Here is an 18,559-nt window from a genome sequence, read left to right as displayed (position 1 = left end):
TCCTTAATCTTTACTGTAAATAGTCAATTTTCTCACTGGAATTTATGATTTCTGTTATTCTCACTCCGAAATTTTCGTCAATAACCACGACCTCTCCTTTCGCTATACGTTTACCGTTTACCAGGATATCTACTGGCTCTCCAGCCATTTTCTCCAGTTCGATTATGGAACCTGGCCCTATTTCCAGTATCTCTTTTATCTTTTTGACTGTCCGCCCGAGTTCGACAGAAATTTCCAAAGGAACATCCATTATGAGATCCAATGAAGATTTCCTGCTCGAAGTTGCCCTATCATCGAAGTCTTCAAGTTCAATCGGCTTAACTTCAACTTTGTCCTTCTCCTTTTCGGAAAACTGCTTTTGCTTTGCTCTATTTTCTTCCGAGAGGTGTTTTTCTTCTTTCTCGAGTTCTACATTTTCCATATTCTCTGCAGCGCTTTCCGACGACGCTTCATATAATTCCCTTACCATTTTTTTCGCAAACGGAACCGACATCAAAAGCATGATTTGGCTTTTTATTAATTCTCCCACCTCCATTTGGAAGGAAACTACCACGATCTTTTCTTCTTTTTTGAAATAATTCTTGAGGGAGTCATCGTCAAAGCTAATCCGCTGGAGCTTGGGAGGGGAAATGTTAATATTCCTTTTTAACAGCGTAGATAGGGATGTCGCAGAAGATCCCATCATCTGATTCATGGCTTCGCCTACGGCACTCAGCCTTAACTCATCCAATTCCGCATCGGTGTTAGTACCATCTCCGCCCATCATCAAGTCGGCTATAATTTTAGCATCCTCTTCCTTTATAATAAGAATGGTGCTTCCTTCAATACCTTCCGTATAGTCCACTATTACCGCTATAAATGGAATAGAAAATTTCTTTTGCAATTCTTCGATGGTAGTTACCATCACATTCGGTGTTGTAATTATGACCCTGTTCCTCAATAACGTATAAAGGGTCGTAGCCGATGTACCTATGGATATATTTCCTATCTCTCCTAAAGTATCCTTTTCCTCCTGAGTGAGGACCTCTTCCTCACTTTTTTTAGAAAGCGATTTGGCCAGGAGTTCATTTATTTCCTCTTGCGATAAGATTCGATTTTCATCCATCATTTGCTTCATCCCTTTCGCTCATAACTTTCGTAACCCTTACCGCCAGACGTCCATTTCGTTTGCCCATTATTCCCTTGTACTTGAGGATGTCGTGTACGAAAATATCAATCTCCTCGTTTACCCGCTTATCCAATTGTATAACGTCTCCCACGTCCAGGTTTAGAAAATCTCTGACCGATATCTTGGCTCTGCCTATTTCGGCCCTTATTTCCGCACTGACCCTTTCCAGCTTTTTAGCAATCATTTGAGTAAAACTTCCGCCGCCTTCTCTTTTGCTGGTGGAAAGCCATATTTTGGCGGACAATTTAGGCATAACAGGCTCAATTACTATGTACGGAATGCAAAAGTTTATCATTCCGTCGGTTTGCCCGACCTTTGCGTTGATAGTTATTAGAGCGACAGCTTCATTTGGGGAAACCAGCTGAACGAACTGGGGGTTGGTCTCGAGTTTGTCAAAAACGGGGTCAAGTTCCAATATATCCTGCCAAGCTTCTTTTATTAGTTTTGCGAGCTTTGAATACACCCTTTGCAGGATGTTAGATTCGATTTCGGTAGGTTCTCTCGGCTTATCTTTGTATTCCCCGCTTCCTCCGAGCAATCTTTCGACTATTGAAAAAGCCAAAAAGGTATCCATCGCAAAAATTATAGCGCCTCTTAATGGTTGAAAATCTATTATTCCTATGATTGACGGATTGGGAATTGAAGATATAAATTCCGAATAAGGCATCTGATCTACACTAGAAGCGTTCACCTGGACAAGAGTCCTTAACTGTGCCGAAAAGTAAGTTATTAACTGCCGGGCAAAGTTCTCATGAATAAGGTGCAATGTGCTGAGCTGTTCTTTCGAAAACTTGTTAGGTTTTCTAAAATCGTAAACCTTTATTCTCTTTTCGTAGGCTTCTTTTTTTATCTCTTCAGCCTTTATTTCGCCCGCTTTAAGTGCGTTTATAAGAGCGTCGATCTCGCTCTGGGAAAGTATTTCGGCCAAGCCCTTGACCTCCTCGTCAGTTTACAATTATGTTCGTAAAATACACCTCTTCGACTTCCCCGCTTTCAATCAATTTATTTACCGTATCTTTTATTTCCTTTTTTAGTACTTCCATGCCTTTTGAGTCTTTTACCGAGTCATAAGTTTTTGAGCGCAGGATGGCATAAACCCTGTCCTTTATCTGGTATTCTTTTTTCGCCAATTCTTTTTCTACTTCCTTTCCGTCAAGAAGGCACACAATAGAAACCTTCACATAACCTCTATCCGCCAGATTTGTGAGGTAATCTCCCAAGGGGTAAGTTACGAATTGGTTTTCCTGCTGCTTTTTAGAATTATCCGCCAGTATGTTTTTTGCAACGAAGTAAGTTACAACGGTGGTGACCAGCAAAAGCAAAATCACAAGTACCAAGAGTTTTAACGCTGAACGCAATTTATTGGCCATGTATTTACCTCCATTCACTTAGGCTCCTGTGTCATTAAAGAAGAACTGAGTATTATGATTTCTACCCGCCTATTTCGTGAACGATTTTGATCCGTGTCATTTGGCGCAATAGGATGGTATTCGCCGTAGCCCGCGGCCGAAATCATCCGCGGTGGAATTCCGTGGTTTTCGACGAGGTACCTCAACACGCTCACCGCTCTCGCCGTAGACAGTTCCCAGTTTGTGGGGAACTCTCTGGTATGTATCGGCACATTATCAGTATGGCCTTCCACCCTAATGGGGCGCCGGCTTTGCTTTAATACGGGTGCGATTTTATCTAATAGCCTTATCGCTTCACTTTTTAAGTCGGCCTTTCCGGAATCAAACAGAACTCCTTCCATGAACCTTACCGCAAGCCCTCTTTCATCTATACTAACCGTTACCCCCTCGTAACCGCTTCTCTTGACTATTTCCAATATTGTATCTCCCAATTCTTTCAGCTCTTTTTCCTCTTGCTGCTCTCCAGTAAATAAATTTTCACCGGCAAGGCCTTCTTCCACAAACTCTCCCTCTATAAGCGATTTTCCACCTTCCAATATGCCCAGAGAACCTTGCACTGAAGTTATGGCTAGGTCGAATTTTTTTGCATCCACATTGGAAAGCGCAAACAACAGGACGAAGAATATTAATGTCTGCGTAATAAGGTCGCCGTATGTGGTCATCCACAGAGGCGCACCCGGAGGCGGGGCGTCTTCCGATTTTCTTCTTCTAGCGCCAGGCAAGGCTATCACCGCTTTCAGCACTTTCTTTTTCCTTTTCCTTAAAGGACCTTCTAATTTCGGGCGACAGGAAAGCCTTCAGTTTCTCCTCTATTATTCTCGGGTTTTCACCCGCCTGTATTGAAAGGATGCCCTCTATCATAATTTCCTTTAAGAGGATTTCCTGCCTGCTTCTAACTTTGAGCTTTCCCGCAATCGGATTAAAAATAAAATATGCGAGAAACGCCCCGTAAAAGGTGGTAATAAGCGCTACTGCCATACCCGGCCCTACAGAACTGGGGTCGTTTAATTTACTCAACATCTGTATAAGGCCAATTATTGTACCCAGCAATCCGTAAGACGGCGCAAGCGAACCCATGGTTTCGAAAATGCTTTGCCCCTCTTTGTGCCTTTCTTCGAGAAAAGCAAGTTCCGTTTCCAAGATGTTTTTAACAAGCTCGGGGTCGGTACCGTCCACCACCAGCATCACGCCCCGTTTCATAAAATCATCTTCCAATTGTTCTGCCGTTTCTTCCAGTGCCAAAAGACCTTCCCTTCTTGCGATATCGGCAAGTCTCACAATGGTCTTTATGATTTCTTCAGCACTTACGCTTTTTTCTACGAATACATTTTTTAATATCTTCAATACTCCGATGAATTTCGAAAGAGGAAAGCTGATTAAAGTGGAAGCCATAACGCCTCCAAGCACTATCATCAATGAAGGAATATTTATGAAAGCTTTAAGGTCTCCTCCCATGTATATAGCCCACAGAAAAAGTCCAAGTCCTCCGACTATACCTATCAGCGTCGCTCTATCCATTAACTTCACATCCCCTTACAATCCTTCTTTTGTATGCTACGATTTTATCCACTATCTCAAGGGGCGATTCTTTTACAATATACGTCTTTTCATTGGTAAGTTTTATAACGGTATCCGGTGTCGGTTCTATGGTTTCGATTAAGTCCACATTCAGGAAAAATTTTTTGCCGTTGAGCCTTGTGAGTTCTATCAAGGTCACACCTCTTTTCAAAGGCTTTAACCGGCCCGGGCTTAATCCCCGGGCCTTAGGTTATCTCTTTATATTCACCAGTTCCTGCAGCATTTCATCCGCTACAGAAATTATCCTAGAGTTAGCCTGAAATCCCCTTTGAGTAACTATCATGCGGGTAAACTCTTCGGCCAGGTCCACGTTGGACATCTCAAGGGAACCGGGACTTATTGTACCCCTTCCGCCGGTTCCGGCCATGCCAATCTGGACTTCTCCCGAATTGTTGGAAGCCGTGTAGGTGTTGCCTCCCGCCTTCGTAAGTCCCGCCGGGTTATCAAAAACCGCCAAAGCCACCTGGGCAAGTTCCATGTTCTGGCCGTTGTCAAAAACCCCGGTAATCACACCTTTGGAGTCCACTGAAATCCCCAACAAAGTTCCCGCAGCATAGCCGTCGTGGTAGGATAGGTCGACCGTAGTTTCTTTTGCGTACTGAGTTAAATACGAGAAGTCAACTTTAAAAGAAAGAGAAGTACCATTCGAGAGGGTTACATTTATATCTTTTTTTATTTCCGAACCCTGAAAAGGCTCATTATTTTGGTCAAATAAATCACCATCAATAGGATCAAAAATCAAAGTCCCATTTGACGTTAAGTTTTGATAATCGATATTTTCACTATAAGGAATGACAGTGTATTCCCATTTATTTACATCCGTTTTATTAAAAATTATTAGCAGTTCATAAGAATTTCCTAATGAATCATAGACTTTAAATGGAATTTTATAGCCCTTCTCTTTATCCAATTCTACGGGAGCTGAAGCATCTAAATTCTTTGCGAATCTCACTTCGCCTGTAGCTTTGGCCGGCATCATCATGCCTTTTTGTATTCTTATGGATGTTATGTTCTGTGGGGTCTTATCCGCAGTGCCCTGCCACCCCATGACTTTGAGGCCGTTAGAGGTGCTCACCAGATTGCCCTCTTCGTCGAATCCGAAATTTCCGGCCCTTGTGTAGTAATAGTTCTGGCCGTCGGAAAGGATGAAAAATCCGTCTCCTTCTATGGCGAGGTCCGTCATGTTCCCCGTGGCCTCGAGGCTTGAAGGAGTGTGGAGCGTATCTATGGAGGCTACCGTCATCCCGAGCCCCACCTGCATGGGGTTGGTCCCACCCCTATTTCCCTGGGCAGAAGACGCACCTTTTATCGTTTGGTATAAGGCATCCTGAAATGTAACGCGGCTCTTTTTAAAGCCCACCGTATTGACATTGGCTATGTTATTTCCGATAACATCCATCATCGTCTGGTGATTTCTCAGACCCGTCACAGCCGAGAACATCGAACGCATCATGGTTTATTCCTCCTCCTAGATTTATCATCGGTGCCTTTACTCCCTCGGTCGTTCGGGAGTCCCGAGCCCCCTTAAAGGTCCGGCTCACATTATCACGGCACCGTCTATATTAGTAAACACATTCTCCTTTAAGTTAGGGCCGTCTACAGCGGTTATGATTGTTCTGTTTTTGATACTGACCACGAAAGCTACATCGTTTATCAGGATTAACGACTCTCTTACCCCTTTTTTCTCGGCCCTTTCCACCGCAGCACTCAGCTTTTCCAGCTGCTCGGGTGTCAAATTTATATTTCGAGATGTCATTCTAAGCATGGCGTGCTTGGAAATCTTCAGCTCTCCTCTTAGTTTTTCTTCCAGTATTTTTTGGAAATCTCCGGTCGTTTTTCCTACTTCCTGCTTTGGCTTACTCTGTCCTGCAGGTTCTATTCTATTTACCGGTAAATTGAAGGACAATTTCATGTATTCGTCCATTTTCACCACCGCCTAACGTCAGTCGCCCTTTAGCTTATTTCAAATACATCCTTTAACGAAACCAATCTTCCTTCATCGCCCAAGATAAGCTTTAACTCCCCTTGCGCAAACGATACTCCCTTTACCACTCCGGACACATAACCTTTTTCATCGGCGGCCTTCGCATTTTTACCAATGAGGCTTATAGCCGACATGGTGGAAATCTGCTCATTCAGGTTCTGAAGCTGTTCTAATGTCGAAAAAGTTGCAAGCTGGGCTATGTATTCCTTGCTTTCTAGAGGTTCAAGGGGGTTTTGAAACTTCAGCTCGGTTATCAGCAGCTTTAAAAAGTCATCCTTAGAGAGAGCAGATTTCTTCGTCGTGTAATTACCGCTATTGGCAGTCGTTCCTAAAATTCCACCATTTTCAATAGTATTCAAGGCTTCACTCCCTTTCAGATGATGTAATTTATCATGCTCAAACCTTCTACAATACCGTAAGGAGCATTAACCGGAACTACTTCTTCAATGTTTTTTGTTATCTTTCCTTCTTCTCCTTCACCAGTTTTAAGGAATTTTCGGTAATAGCCGGTATTATACTGGCCATTTTCGTACCTTTTTTCGCTTTGTTGCTGCATATCAAATCGCATCGGAAAATCGTAAATTTTTATATCACTGAGTTCGTAACCCTGCTTTGATATTTGACCTTTTATTTCTTGAACGCTTGACTGCAGGAGTTCTTTCAAATGGGCGTTTTTTACGAAGAACTCTGCGTTCAGTTCTCCTTTTTCCTGCGTGATTCTCACCATCATTTCGCCTAGATGTTCCGGCTTTATTTTTATCTTTATTTCTCTCATCGGACCTTTTATGGCAACTTGGATTTTTTCGACCAGCTCATCGAATATCGCGTTTTTTAAAAACGGGATTTTTTCTTTGTAGTTTTCCGGAGCCAACATTCCCTTTTTATCGGGAACATCCGCGTCTGAACTGACTTTTTCCCTTACAGGAGCGGAAAGGATGATTTCAAAAGTTTTTACAGGGCTTTCAGGTATTTTCAATACTTCTTGGAATACTCCCTGCTCCTCATCGCCAGCTACGACCTTCGCAAAATCGTAAACTTCTTTTTTTTGCTTATGTAGGAGTTCAGTCCCTTTTGGCACCTTCGGTTGTTCTTCTACATTATTATTTTTCATTGTGCTCGATATTTCTGCCATGTCATCTACTCTTGATAACTCCCTCAAAGGCGATTTAAAATTCGTTATCAAAACCTCACTTTTTTCGTTAGAGGGGTTTTCTGAAGAAAGAAGCTCCATTTTATCGGGATTTAATAATTGGTCAATCGCTTTTGTTTTCTCGTCGATCTTTTCCGTAATATTTAATCCGGCTGCCGCATCGTTATTCGCAGTATTCGATTCCCATGACGTTAATTCGATGGCTGTCACCCCTTCACCGTGGGTGGCTGTATTTAATAGCTGCAGCAGCAGGGTGTAAATATCGGGCGGTAAATTATCCTTTCCCAAACCTTCAACTTTTTCGGTCTTCCCCGAAAGAAGTTCAAGCAACTGTTTAAAACTTGAACATTCTGCACAACTAAGGTCAGCATAAGAGGTGATTTTTGCCTTCTGCCAGGCAGCAAGAGCATTAAGTTTTTCATTATCGATTGGAAAATTTTCAGCGGTAATCACGTAGCCTATCACTTTTTTCACCTCCTTTCGTAAATCTTTTAAATTCTAAACTATTGTTCACCCGATAATTTTTTGGTTATTGCTGCTGCTCTTTTTGGGTCCATATTTGCCAAAATTTCGGATACAGCTTCTTTTTTCATATTCTTGAAAATCCTTATGACCACTTCATCTTCCAATGTTTCCATGATAGCTGCAGCTTTATTGGGAGCCATCAGCTCGTAATATTGGGCAACATTTTTGATGTTCTCCAAAGTTTCTTCAATTTTGGCCTTTTCCTGATTTATCTTCATTTCCCTTTCATTAAGTTCCAGCTCTTTTTTTTCCAACTCCTTTTGCTTTTGATTTATCTCGCTAGCCTGCTTGTTTATTTTTTGCCATTCGGCGTCGAGCAAGCTTTTTTCCTTTTCTAACTGCTCTAAAAGGCTCTGTTCTTCCGACGAACCTTTCGCAAAAAGAGCACCTATAACGGGAATTTTTGCCGCTACACTGCTGAATGGAAGACTTTTTGCCCTGGTTATTAAAAACCACCCAGCAAAAATTATCGCCAAAAGCAACAACACGATTAAAACAACAATCGCTATTTTGGACTGCGAACCTTTGTTTTCACCGTTCACTTTTACTATTCCTCCCCTCCTCGCCTGATGTAAGCGAGTGAGGCAATATCGTCCAAAATCTTTTGTTCCTCCCGGTTCAGTTCTACAAGATAATGAGCATACCTTTTCTCTTTTAATTTTTCCATTACTTGTCTTTCTCGCCTCGCCGCCAAATACAATTCCATTGCTTCTTTCGATTTTTCCCTGGCACGCTCAACCCTGGATTCCTGATTTTTTAACCTGTCATTTAGGGTGTTCATCATAGACTCGTAAAGCATTAGCTCAGCCGCTTTCAGCGATTGCTGCAATTCTCTTTCCATCACCTGCTTTATATCGTTCTTTTTCTCTTTTAAAGCTAAAAGCTCCTGTTTTTCTCTTTCAAGGGCCATGCGGGCTTCTATCAGCTGTTGTTCCCTAATCTGTTCAATTTTTTGCTTTATTCTCAATGGGGTATTTAAGTTGAATTTAAACCGCCTCATAGGCTTTTATAACTCTCCTTCAAAAATCCTCTTCAATCGCAACAGAGTTTCTTCGAAATCCACCTTTTCGTCCACATCCTGGATTAGAAACTTTCTAATTTCGTCGATATATCTCAACGCTTCATCGATTCTAGGATTACTCCCCTTAACATAAGCACCAAGGTTAATAAGGTCTTCCGATTCGTTGTAAATGGAGATCAGGCTCTTTACTTTAGCGGCAAGCCTCTTATGGTCTTCGGAAATAACGTCGTTCATAAGCCTGCTGATACTCGACAAAACGTCGATAGCCGGATAGTGGTTCTTATTCGCAAGAGTTCGCGAAAGCACAATGTGTCCGTCGAGAATACCCCGCACAGCATCCGATATGGGTTCGTTTAAGTCGTCGCCATCTACCAAGACCGTGTAAATTCCGGTAATAGAACCTTTGCTCGATGTACCCGCTCTTTCCAGCAGCTTAGGTAAAACTGCAAAAACCGAAGGAGTATAACCTCTCGTCACGGGAGGTTCGCCCGTTGCCAAACCCACTTCCCGCTGCGCCATGGCAAACCTGGTAACGGAATCCATCATCAAAAGTACATCGAGCCCCTTGTCCCGAAAATACTCAGCAATAGCTGTAGCCGTAAAAGCCGCCTTAGTCCTTACAAGCGGAGGTTTATCCGATGTGGCAACGACCACAACGGACCTTTTTAATCCGTCTTCTCTCAAATCCTTGTTTATAAAACTGTTTAGTTCCCTTCCCCTCTCACCTACCAGGGCTATAACATTTACATCTGCCTTTGTGTTTCTTGCAATCATGCCCAATAGAGTGCTTTTCCCAACTCCGCTGCCCGCAAAGATGCCTATCCTTTGCCCCCGTCCACAAGTTATTAGAGCGTCTATGGCCTTTATTCCCAGCGGCAAGGGGGTATCTATCGGAGCTCGCTCTACCGGATTTGGAGGAGAGTTATACAGCGGATAATAATCACGGCTTTTTATAGGCCCTTTCCCGTCAATCGGATTGCCCAATCCATCCAAGATTCTGCCCAGCAGCTCGTCTCCGACCGGCACCATTAATTTTTTCCCCGTGGCTTCCACTTCTTCCCCCGGTGCAATGCCCTCCATATCTCCGAGGGGCATTAATATTATCCTGTCGTCGTGAAATCCGACCACTTCCGCCAGCAACTTTTCCCCTGACCCGCGGGAAGGTTTTATTTTGCAAATCTCTCCAATTTCTGCGGGAGGACCCTGGGATTCTATTGTAAGGCCAACAATTTTAGATATTTTCCCTTTTATCCTCAAAGTATCTATACCATCTATAATTGCCTTGTAATTTTCAAAGAGGCTCCTACTCATACAATACTTCCATTTCCATCAATTCTTTCTTCAGGTTTTCAAGCTGAGTGCGTAACCCGGCATCGATTTCAAAACAGTTCCCTAATATTATGCACTCACCTTCGGAAAGCGTCGGGTCATTAACAAAGTTGACCTTTTTGGTCTTCGCCTTTTGGCAGATGTCTTTTATTTCTCCCTCAAGTCTTTGAAAATCCTTTTCGCTTATCCTCACCAACACGTCTTTTTCCTGCCCGATTTTTTCAAGGGCTGACTCGACTATGCTGAGTACATATCCGCTATCTACCCGGGCGTGCTCCATTAATATTTTTTCGGCCATGTAAAAGGCCAATTTCAGGCATTCCTTTTCCACAACCTTCAAATACTCTCTGTTTTGATTCAAAAGGTTCTCCCTCAATCCATTAAACTGCTCCAGATATTTTTCAAAGAGGGCCCGCATTTTCCTTTCAGCATCTTCCTTCCCCTTCCTAAAGCCCTCTTCATAACCTTTCTCGAAAGCTTCTTTTTCTATTTCTCCCCGTTTTTCTACAGCTTCTTGGATAATGGCTTTACTATGTTCCTTTGCTTTTTCGATTATTTCCGATGCTTTCTGAGCAGCATCGTCAAAAAGTTTGCTAGCCTTGCTCTTGTAAAACGCTTCAAGCGAAAAGCAAGCCCTATCTTTTATGGTATTTTCGGTTTTTAAGGTTCGAAAATGTAAATCCTTTATTTTATATGGAGTTTCCCTTGAAACCTCGACGCCTTTCAAAACTTTAGACAATTATGTCATCGCCTCCTCCGCGGGAAATAATTATCTCGCCGGCATCCTCGAGCTTTCTTATGACGTTCACAATCTTTTGCTGGGCTTCTTCCACATCTCTCAGCCTTACGGGACCTAAATACTGCATATCCTCCTTGATCATTTCGGCCTGGCGTTTCGACATATTGCTGAATATCTTGTTTTTGACCTCTTCACTCGCTCCCTTAAGAGCCAGCACCAAATCCTGGTTATCTATTTCCCTCAATATCCGCTGCACCGACCTGTTATCGAGGGTTAGGATGTCTTCAAACACAAACATCCTCTTCCTTATCTCCTCGGCCAATTCCGGATTTTCCATCTCAAGGGCTTCTATTATGTTCTTTTCCGTACTGCGGTCGACTCCGTTTAAAATGTTCACTATAGCCTGTATTCCTCCCACATTGGTGTAATCCTCCACTACCACCGTAGACAGCTGTCGTTCCAAGACTTTTTCCACTTCCATGATTACTTCGGGTGAAACCCTTTCCATTGTAGCAATGCGTTTTGCTATATCCACCTGTTTTTCCGGCGGCAGTGAAGAAAGGAGCAGTGCGGCTTTTTCCGGTTGAAGGTACGCCATTATCAGGGCTATGGTCTGAGAATTCTCGTTTTGGATAAAGTTCAAAAGTTGGGAGGGATCGGCCTTTCGGACAAAGTCGAAGGGCCTGACCTGTAATGTCGAAGTTAACTTGTTGATGATTTCAAAGGCCTTCTGGGTGCCCAATGCTTTCTCCAGTATTTCTTTGGCGTATTCTATCCCGCCCTGAGCTATGTAATCGTTGGCCACCATCATTTGGTAAAATTCTTCAAAAACGGCTCTCCTTTCTTCCTCCCTAACCTTTCTTAAACTTGCTATATCGATTGTCAATTGCTCTATCTCTTCTTCCTTTAAGTAGCGATATACTTTCGAAGCCACCTCAGGGCCCAGGGCAACCATGAGGATTGCCGCTTTTTGCCTTCCGCTAATTTTGGACAAGGGCATCTTAAACACCTCTTACTCTTCGTTTAACCAGTTTCTAATGATTTTGGCAACCTCTTCAGGCCGCTGCCTAGCAAGCCGTTCAATGTTTTTAAACAACTCTTCTTTTTCATCGATTTCTACCGAGGCAGCCTGTTGAGCTTCCGCAAGTTTTTGCGCAAGTTTTTCCTCCTCCATTTGGAGCTTCCGTCGCATCAAATTGCGGTATACAACAGCAAGTATTGCGGCAAAAGCCAGACCGGTTACGATGATTATTACCCTCTGCCTCTGCCGGCTTCGGGCTTCTTCGCTCAGCTGCCTCGAAAGCATGTCGGCAAGCTGGGTGTCAAAAGCCATCCCCTCAACCGTAATCTGGTCCCGCTGTATGTCGTAACCCACTGCATTTCCAACGAGAGCAACTATTCTGTCTTTTTCATCATCGGTCAGTTCCCTATTTATCACAACCGAAACCGTAAGCTTTTTAACCGCTCCAGGAGCAACCGCAATATTTTCCTTCGATTCGTTCAATTCGTAGTTGCGTATTACTTCGCTCTTTTGATAATCGGAGGTTCCCTCTGCATTCTGCTGCTGATACGTCCCCACGTTACTTCCCGCTCCTGGTTCTCCCTGAGGGACGTTGCCCTGTCCCGAAAAATATTCCCTCAATTCCTGAACGCTTCTAAGCAGTCCTTCGTTAAGTTCCGGATTCGGCGGAGCAAACGTGCGGTTTTCAACCGTTTTTTTATCGAAGTCTAGCTGGACATTTACCCTTACGGCCACATTACCTGGGCCGAAAATCTGCTCGAGAAGTGACTGCACGCTAGATTGCAGCTGTTTCTGAAAATTTTCCTGTATGGCAAGCCGAGCGTTGACTATTTCCTTCGTATTCTCCTCTTCCGAAAGGGGGATATTCGATAGTATCCTCCCGTACTCATCTACAATGGTAATGTTCTCCGGTTTAAGTCCCTCGACGGAGTGGGCAATTAAATTTATGATACCCCGCGTTTCCTCCTCAGTGAGTTCTTTCCCTGGTTTCAATTTCAGAAAAACCGCGGCCGATGGTTCTCTTTGGGCGTTTGGCTCTATGAAGAGGCTTTTCTGGGGTTGGACAATATGTACGCGGGCCGTCTCTACCTGTTCCATTTCCTCTATGGTCCTTGCCAGTTCTCCCTGCAAAGCCTGGGTATATTGAATCTGTTTTTCCCATTCGGTGGTCCCCAGCCTGGTTTTGCCAAAAATATCGCTGAAGCCTATCTGTCCGCCTTTCGGTAGCCCTTCTCTTGCAAGTTCCAGCCTCACTTTGTAGACGTCCTTAGCATCGGTGAGAATTGTTCTTCCGCCATCGGTAAGCTTGTAAGGAATTTTCATATCATCCAGCTTTTTTACAATTTCTCCCGCATCTTTTTCATCTAAATTGGAATAAAGTATCACGTAATTCGGCCTTGTCATGAAATAACCCAATATAGCTACCACCAAAACAACAAGGGCTGCGCTCAACCCGAGCCTTATCTTCTGAGCTTTGCTCTTAGATTCCCAAAACTCCTTCAACTTTTGCCTTAGACTGTTAATAAATTCCATTAAATTCCACCTTCACCTGTTATATCTGCATCCTCATGATCTCCTGGTAAGCTTCTAGGGCTTTATTTCTCACTTGTATTGCCAGATCTAAAGAAAGTTTCGCCTTTTCCGCAGCGATCATTATTTCATGGACGCTTACATCTTCTCCCGCAAGCATTTTCCTGAGGACATCATCGTAATTTTTTTGATAACCGTTAATCGTTTCAAAGGCTTTTTTCAATAATTCACTAAAAGAATTGTTGCTTTTGCTGTCGGTGGGTTGTGCATACAAATTGCCGGTTGACTCTCCGATCCTACCAACAAGCACGACGATTACCCCCTTTTTCCTGCATCGACATTCGTTATGCCCTTCCTATCTCTAAAGCCTTACTTATCATGCTCTTGGCCGCGTTTATCGCCGTTACGTTGGCCTCGTAACTTCTGGTTGCCGATATCATATCGACCATTTCTGTTACAATATTTACGTTAGGCATCCTCACGTATCCGTTGTCGTCGGCATCGGGATGCGACGGGTCGTATACCAGTTTAAAAGGTGCAGGATCTTCTTCTATAGCCACTACCCTAACCCCTTCTCCTACGGCTTTCGACAGCGAGTCATTAAGTATTTCTTTAAAGTTAAAATCTGGCCTTTTCTCCTGAAAAATGACCCTTTTTCTCCTGTAAGGGCCTCCCTGTTCAGTGCGGGTGGTATTCACATTAGCTATGTTGTTCGAAATCACATCCATCCTGAGCCTTTGAGCGGTTAGACCCGAAGCGCTAATCTCCATTGCCCTGAAGATACTCATAACCGTTATCTCCTTCCTTCGGTAATTGCCGACCTCAATAAAGAAAACTGCCTTTGAACCTGCTCGGCTATTATATTGTAAGATAGAGCATTCTCGGCAAGTTCGACCATTTCTTTATCTATGTCCACGTTGTTTCCGTCGTTTCTCAAGGTTCTATCGTTTTGGACAATAATCTTCGGCTTTATATCTATCATCGACCATGTATTTTGAATATGCTTTTCGTTGGTAGTGGAAAGGGGAAGCTTAGAACCGTTTTCCTTTAAATAGTTTTTCAGTAAATCTTCAAAAACCACGTCGGACCTCTTGAAGTTTGGTGTATCCACATTCGCGATGTTGTTAGACAACACTTCGTGCCTTAACCATTTTGCATCCATATATTTCTTTAAAAGACCGGGCATTTCAAAAATATCCATCACGTACTTCACCTTCTTTTTTCGACAATATACGCGATTCAATCTCTTAACTTCGCCAAAAATTTGTATTTTCCTGCTTTTACCTCAAAATTTAATGTCTTGTTATGTCATATTATAACACACATGGATATTTTTGTATATGATACTTTGGGACTACCGAAAAGCAAAAAAAATGCGTGAAATAAAATTTCACGCATTTTTATGAGCGAACTTTTTTTAGTTCTTCCAGCAGTTTGTCGTTTAAAACTTTTATATATGTTCCTTTCATTCCCAGCGACCTGGATTCTATAACTCCTGCGCTCTCTAGTTTTCTCAGCGCGTTTACTATTACGGAGCGAGTTATTCCAACTCTATCGGCGATTTTGCTTGCCACGAGCAATCCTTCGTTTCCGTCCAACTCTTCGAAAATGTGCTGCACGGCTTCAAGTTCCGAGAACGACAGGGTACCTATGGCAAGCTGCACCACCGCTTTCTTCCGGGCTTCCTCTTCTATCTCTTCAGTCTTCGACCTCAGTATTTCCATTCCTACGACCGTTGCGCTGTACTCCGCGAGAACCAGGTCATCATCGGTAAATTTGTCGCCGAACCTGGCAAGGACAAGAGTGCCTAACCTTTCCCCTCCTCCGTTTATAGGCACGATAGTCACCAATTTCCCGGGATGCGGACATCTCTGGGTGCTGTCAAACACGCACTCTAGTTCTTCCTGAGGTATATTCGGCATCGTCTCGTGAATTTCCAGCAACTTGTCATTGTACTCTTTTGGAAACATCTTTTCTTCCAGGACTCTGTTTTGTATTACGTCGCAGTCGTATTCGTTGAGAAGCGCGTAGCCCAAAACCTTTCCTTTTCGGCTAGCCACGTAAGCGTTGGCATTTAAGACTTCGCTCAAAATTTTGCAGACTTCGCTGAAATCCACAGGATAACCCGCAGATCTTTGTAGTAATTTGTTGATTCTCCTTGTTTTTTCTAGCAAATCACTGCTCATTTTATATTTCCTCCTTTTCCGATTTTTTTAAAATTAATTGTATCACAAAATATACATGCTTAAATCCTTATCTTTGACTATATCTTTTAGTTTTTCATCGACATAATTTTTGTCGATGACAAATTCGGGGCTGTTTTCTTTGATTTCGGAAGCGTTGAATGATATATCCTCCAATAGCTTTTCCATAATGGTATGGAGTCTCCTTGCACCAATATTTTCCGTATGCTGATTGACATGTGCTGCTATACTTACTATCTCATCAATAGCATCTTCCGTAAAATGGATTTTTATTCCTTCAGTTTCCAGTAAAGCCTTATATTGTTTTATCAGCGAATTTTTGGGCTCTACTAAAATTCTCTTTAAATCTTCCTTTGAGAGGCTCTTCAGTTCCACGCGAATCGGAAATCTTCCCTGTAGCTCGGGTATGAGGTCCGAGGGCTTCGAAATGTGAAAAGCTCCTGCAGCGATAAACAGGATATGATCGGTCTTTACGGGTCCGTACTTCGTTACGACCGTGCAGCCTTCCACAATCGGAAGAATATCCCTCTGAACGCCTTCTCTCGATACATCGGGGCCTGTCCCGTGCTCTCTTCCGGCTATCTTGTCGATTTCGTCTATAAAGATGATGCCTGTTTCTTCGGCCCTTTTTATGGCCTCCGATATAACTTCGTCCATATCTATGAGCTTCTGGGCTTCTTCTTGGGTCAATATCTTCCTTGCAGTTTCGATGGTGACTCTTTTTTTCTTTTTTCGCCTTGGAATAAGGCCGCCGAATAAATCCTGGAAATTTATGCCCATTTCCTCAATCCCGTAATTTGAAAATACCTCCAGCACGGGCACGGAATTATCCTCAACCTCTATTTCTATCATTTCATTATCTAGTTTACCGGACTTTATATCCTCAAGCAGAGCCTTACGCTTTTCTTTGGCCATTTTCAGCTTTGACTCGTATTCCTCGTCGCTTTCATCTATTCTGGATATATTACCGAAAAGGACTTCAAAGGGATTTTTAAAACCGCTGCTCTTTGCGGGGTCCGGCTGCAATATTTCCGCAATTCTAAGCTCTGCCAGTTCTTTCGCCCTGTCTTTTACCTGTTCCATTTTCTCCGCTTTGACCATCCTTATGGAGGTTTCCACCAGATCCCTCACCATCGAATCCACATCGCGCCCGACATAACCGACTTCAGTAAATTTAGTGGCTTCAACCTTGACGAAAGGAGCGTTCACAAGCTTTGCAAGTCTTCTTGCTATTTCCGTTTTACCGACTCCCGTAGGTCCAATCATCAATATATTTTTTGGCATTATTTCATCTTGAAGCTCCTTGGGTAGCTTTTGCCTCCTGTATCTATTTCGAAGCGCGATGGCCACGCACCGTTTGGCTTCCTGCTGACCAACTATATATTTGTCCAGTTCTTCAACAATCTTTCTCGGGGTTAAGTCTTCCAAAATTCTTTCCCTCCTTAGAGAACTTCCACTGATATGTAATCGTTCGTGTAAACGCATATATCTGCTGCAATTTTTAAAGCTTCCTGGACTATTTTTTCAGGAGGTAAATCCGTAAATCGGGAAAGTGCTCTGGCAGCTGCAAGAGCATAGGGCCCTCCGGACCCTATTGCCGCTATGCCGTCGTCGGGTTCCACCACTTCTCCGCTTCCCGAGATGATGAAAATATGTTCCCTGTCGGCTGCTATCAGTAAAGCCTCCAACTTCCTGAGCATTCTGTCGGTGCGCCATTCTTTCGCCAGCTCTACGGCAGCCCTTACAAGATTGCCGTGAAATTCCTCAAGTTTCGACTCAAACTTCTCGAAAAGGGTCACCGCATCAGCCACCGAACCGGCAAAGCCTGCCAGCACCCGACCGTTATATATTTTCCGCACCTTTTTGGCATGGTGCTTCATTATGGTGTTCTGTCCGAAAGTAACCTGTCCGTCTCCCGCCATTGCGGCGCCCTTTTGATTTACTATGGCTACTATTGTAGTCGCGGAAAACATCAGCTTTCCTCCTTCTTTTTTGCGCGGGGAAAAACCTTATCGTATATTTCCTTTAGCCTCTCTTTTGTCACATGAGTGTATAGCTGCGTTGTAGACAAGCTCACATGTCCCAATAATTCCTGGACAGTTTTAAGATCGGCCCCATTGTTCAGCATGTGAGTTGCAAATGTATGCCTCAAGGTATGGGGACTGATATTTTTGTTCAAAGATAATTCTTTCACGTACTTATCTATAATCCTCCTCACGCTTCTATCGGTCAACCTGGTTCCGTTCTTGTTCAGAAAAAGATACTCGCAGCTTAAATTTTTTACAAGATAAGGCCTGCTTTTTTTCAAATATTCTTCCAGGCTTTCCGCCGCCTTCGACCCGAAAAACACCATTCTCTCCCGGGAACCTTTGCCGTATACTATTATGAAATTGGCACCCATGTTTACATCCTTCAGCTTTATCGATACGAGTTCGCCAACCCTCACGCCGGTGGCATATAAAAGCTCCATGATAGCTCTATCGCGAATCCCCAGCACGTCATTTTTCGGAGCCGAAAGCAGCGCTTCTATTTCCGCGGGGTATAAAAACAGCGGCAATTTTTTGGGGAGTTTCATCCCCTGCACCATTTTGGTAGGGTCTTCGGATATTATTCCTTCCGTAGTGAGATATTTAAAAAAGCTCCTCAAAGCCGAAAGTTTTCTGGTTATGCTTTTTTTTGCAACCCCTTTTTCCTTTAAATAGGCCAGAAAACCTCTTATATCCAGGTGAGTTATATTCTTCAAACTCTTTGTTTCGGACATTTTATTCTGTTCCAAATATTCTATAAACTGCCCCAAGTCATTGGCATAGGCTTTCAGGGTATTCTCCGATTGGTTCTTAGCTGCTTTTATGTAATTTAAAAAGCTGTCTACCACCTCGTATTCCATGGCTTTTCAACCTC

At 43.2% G+C, this 18,559-nt stretch carries 23 protein-coding genes; all 23 read right to left on the bottom strand.

All coding sequences use genetic code 11. The features are described from left to right. Positions 1 to 10 precede the first annotated feature (10 nt). Complete coding sequence (gene fliY, locus AN618_RS04915) at positions 11 to 1,108, bottom strand: flagellar motor switch phosphatase FliY (protein WP_425402670.1); 1,098 nt, start codon at positions 1,106 to 1,108, stop codon at positions 11 to 13. Beyond that, positions 1,098 to 2,096, bottom strand: a complete 999-nt coding sequence (fliM, locus tag AN618_RS04910) for a flagellar motor switch protein FliM (RefSeq protein WP_066352772.1) — start codon at positions 2,094 to 2,096, stop codon at positions 1,098 to 1,100. The genes fliY and fliM overlap by 11 nt, the downstream gene beginning before the upstream one ends. A 16-nt stretch (positions 2,097 to 2,112) precedes the next feature. After that, a complete protein-coding gene (locus AN618_RS04905; protein WP_157081630.1) occupies positions 2,113 to 2,538 on the bottom strand; it encodes a flagellar basal body-associated FliL family protein in 426 nt (141 codons plus the stop codon). Between the two features lie 14 nt (positions 2,539 to 2,552). After that, entirely contained in the window at positions 2,553 to 3,320 is a 768-nt protein-coding gene (locus AN618_RS04900; RefSeq protein ID WP_245628406.1) for an OmpA/MotB family protein, read from the bottom strand. Then, entirely contained in the window at positions 3,286 to 4,095 is an 810-nt protein-coding gene (locus AN618_RS04895) for a motility protein A (RefSeq protein WP_066352769.1), read from the bottom strand. Before AN618_RS04895 ends, AN618_RS04900 begins: the two co-directional genes overlap by 35 nt. Next, positions 4,088 to 4,288, bottom strand: coding sequence for a flagellar FlbD family protein (locus AN618_RS04890; protein WP_066352767.1), 201 nt, complete (start codon positions 4,286 to 4,288; stop codon positions 4,088 to 4,090). Before AN618_RS04890 ends, AN618_RS04895 begins: the two co-directional genes overlap by 8 nt. A 57-nt stretch (positions 4,289 to 4,345) precedes the next feature. Further along, entirely contained in the window at positions 4,346 to 5,608 is a 1,263-nt protein-coding gene (locus tag AN618_RS04885; RefSeq protein ID WP_066352765.1) for a flagellar hook protein FlgE, read from the bottom strand. An 84-nt stretch (positions 5,609 to 5,692) separates the two neighbouring features. Continuing rightward, a complete protein-coding gene (locus AN618_RS04880) occupies positions 5,693 to 6,079 on the bottom strand; it encodes a TIGR02530 family flagellar biosynthesis protein (protein WP_066352763.1) in 387 nt (128 codons plus the stop codon). Between the two features lie 29 nt (positions 6,080 to 6,108). Next, positions 6,109 to 6,498, bottom strand: coding sequence for a flagellar hook capping FlgD N-terminal domain-containing protein (locus tag AN618_RS04875; RefSeq protein ID WP_187694880.1), 390 nt, complete (start codon positions 6,496 to 6,498; stop codon positions 6,109 to 6,111). A 14-nt stretch (positions 6,499 to 6,512) separates the two neighbouring features. Further along, positions 6,513 to 7,754, bottom strand: a complete 1,242-nt coding sequence (locus AN618_RS04870; RefSeq protein ID WP_066352761.1) for a flagellar hook-length control protein FliK — start codon at positions 7,752 to 7,754, stop codon at positions 6,513 to 6,515. A 38-nt stretch (positions 7,755 to 7,792) separates the two neighbouring features. Then, entirely contained in the window at positions 7,793 to 8,356 is a 564-nt protein-coding gene (locus AN618_RS04865) for a MotE family protein (RefSeq protein ID WP_066352760.1), read from the bottom strand. Between the two features lie 5 nt (positions 8,357 to 8,361). Beyond that, complete coding sequence (fliJ, locus tag AN618_RS04860) at positions 8,362 to 8,814, bottom strand: flagellar export protein FliJ (RefSeq protein WP_066352759.1); 453 nt, start codon at positions 8,812 to 8,814, stop codon at positions 8,362 to 8,364. 6 nt (positions 8,815 to 8,820) lie between these two features. Beyond that, on the bottom strand, positions 8,821 to 10,146 hold the full coding sequence (gene fliI, locus AN618_RS04855) for a flagellar protein export ATPase FliI (RefSeq protein WP_066352758.1): 1,326 nt from the start codon (positions 10,144 to 10,146) through the stop codon (positions 8,821 to 8,823). Next, positions 10,139 to 10,903 carry a FliH/SctL family protein gene (locus tag AN618_RS04850; protein ID WP_066352756.1) on the bottom strand — a complete coding sequence of 255 codons (765 nt, stop codon included), beginning with the start codon at positions 10,901 to 10,903 and terminating at the stop codon, positions 10,139 to 10,141. The genes fliI and AN618_RS04850 overlap by 8 nt, the downstream gene beginning before the upstream one ends. Next, the gene (gene fliG, locus AN618_RS04845) at positions 10,896 to 11,903 is read right to left on the bottom strand and encodes a flagellar motor switch protein FliG (RefSeq protein WP_066352754.1); all 1,008 of its coding nucleotides are present in this window, start codon (positions 11,901 to 11,903) and stop codon (positions 10,896 to 10,898) included. Before fliG ends, AN618_RS04850 begins: the two co-directional genes overlap by 8 nt. A gap of 12 nt (positions 11,904 to 11,915) precedes the next feature. Further along, positions 11,916 to 13,457: a flagellar basal-body MS-ring/collar protein FliF gene (fliF, locus tag AN618_RS04840; RefSeq protein WP_066352752.1), complete on the bottom strand. Its 1,542-nt coding sequence runs from the start codon at positions 13,455 to 13,457 to the stop codon at positions 11,916 to 11,918. A 19-nt stretch (positions 13,458 to 13,476) separates the two neighbouring features. Next, entirely contained in the window at positions 13,477 to 13,764 is a 288-nt protein-coding gene (fliE, locus tag AN618_RS04835) for a flagellar hook-basal body complex protein FliE (RefSeq protein WP_066352750.1), read from the bottom strand. 34 nt (positions 13,765 to 13,798) lie between these two features. Then, positions 13,799 to 14,242, bottom strand: coding sequence for a flagellar basal body rod protein FlgC (gene flgC, locus AN618_RS04830; protein WP_066352746.1), 444 nt, complete (start codon positions 14,240 to 14,242; stop codon positions 13,799 to 13,801). A gap of 5 nt (positions 14,243 to 14,247) precedes the next feature. Beyond that, entirely contained in the window at positions 14,248 to 14,667 is a 420-nt protein-coding gene (gene flgB, locus AN618_RS04825) for a flagellar basal body rod protein FlgB (protein ID WP_245628405.1), read from the bottom strand. Positions 14,668 to 14,854: 187 nt separating this feature from the next. Next, positions 14,855 to 15,640 carry a GTP-sensing pleiotropic transcriptional regulator CodY gene (gene codY / locus AN618_RS04820; RefSeq protein WP_066352741.1) on the bottom strand — a complete coding sequence of 262 codons (786 nt, stop codon included), beginning with the start codon at positions 15,638 to 15,640 and terminating at the stop codon, positions 14,855 to 14,857. A 42-nt stretch (positions 15,641 to 15,682) separates the two neighbouring features. Next, entirely contained in the window at positions 15,683 to 17,086 is a 1,404-nt protein-coding gene (gene hslU, locus AN618_RS04815; protein WP_066352739.1) for an ATP-dependent protease ATPase subunit HslU, read from the bottom strand. Positions 17,087 to 17,100: 14 nt separating this feature from the next. Continuing rightward, on the bottom strand, positions 17,101 to 17,631 hold the full coding sequence (gene hslV / locus AN618_RS04810; protein WP_066352738.1) for an ATP-dependent protease subunit HslV: 531 nt from the start codon (positions 17,629 to 17,631) through the stop codon (positions 17,101 to 17,103). Beyond that, positions 17,631 to 18,545 carry a tyrosine recombinase XerC gene (xerC, locus tag AN618_RS04805; RefSeq protein ID WP_066352736.1) on the bottom strand — a complete coding sequence of 305 codons (915 nt, stop codon included), beginning with the start codon at positions 18,543 to 18,545 and terminating at the stop codon, positions 17,631 to 17,633. The genes hslV and xerC overlap by 1 nt, the downstream gene beginning before the upstream one ends. Between the last annotated feature and the right edge of the window lie 14 nt (positions 18,546 to 18,559).

It is taken from the genome of Fervidicola ferrireducens (assembly GCF_001562425.1).
Lineage (GTDB): Bacteria > Bacillota > Thermosediminibacteria > Thermosediminibacterales > Thermosediminibacteraceae > Fervidicola > Fervidicola ferrireducens.
The sequence above is the reverse complement of the archived record's forward strand: the minus strand, read 5'-3'. Positions and strand labels throughout refer to the sequence as shown.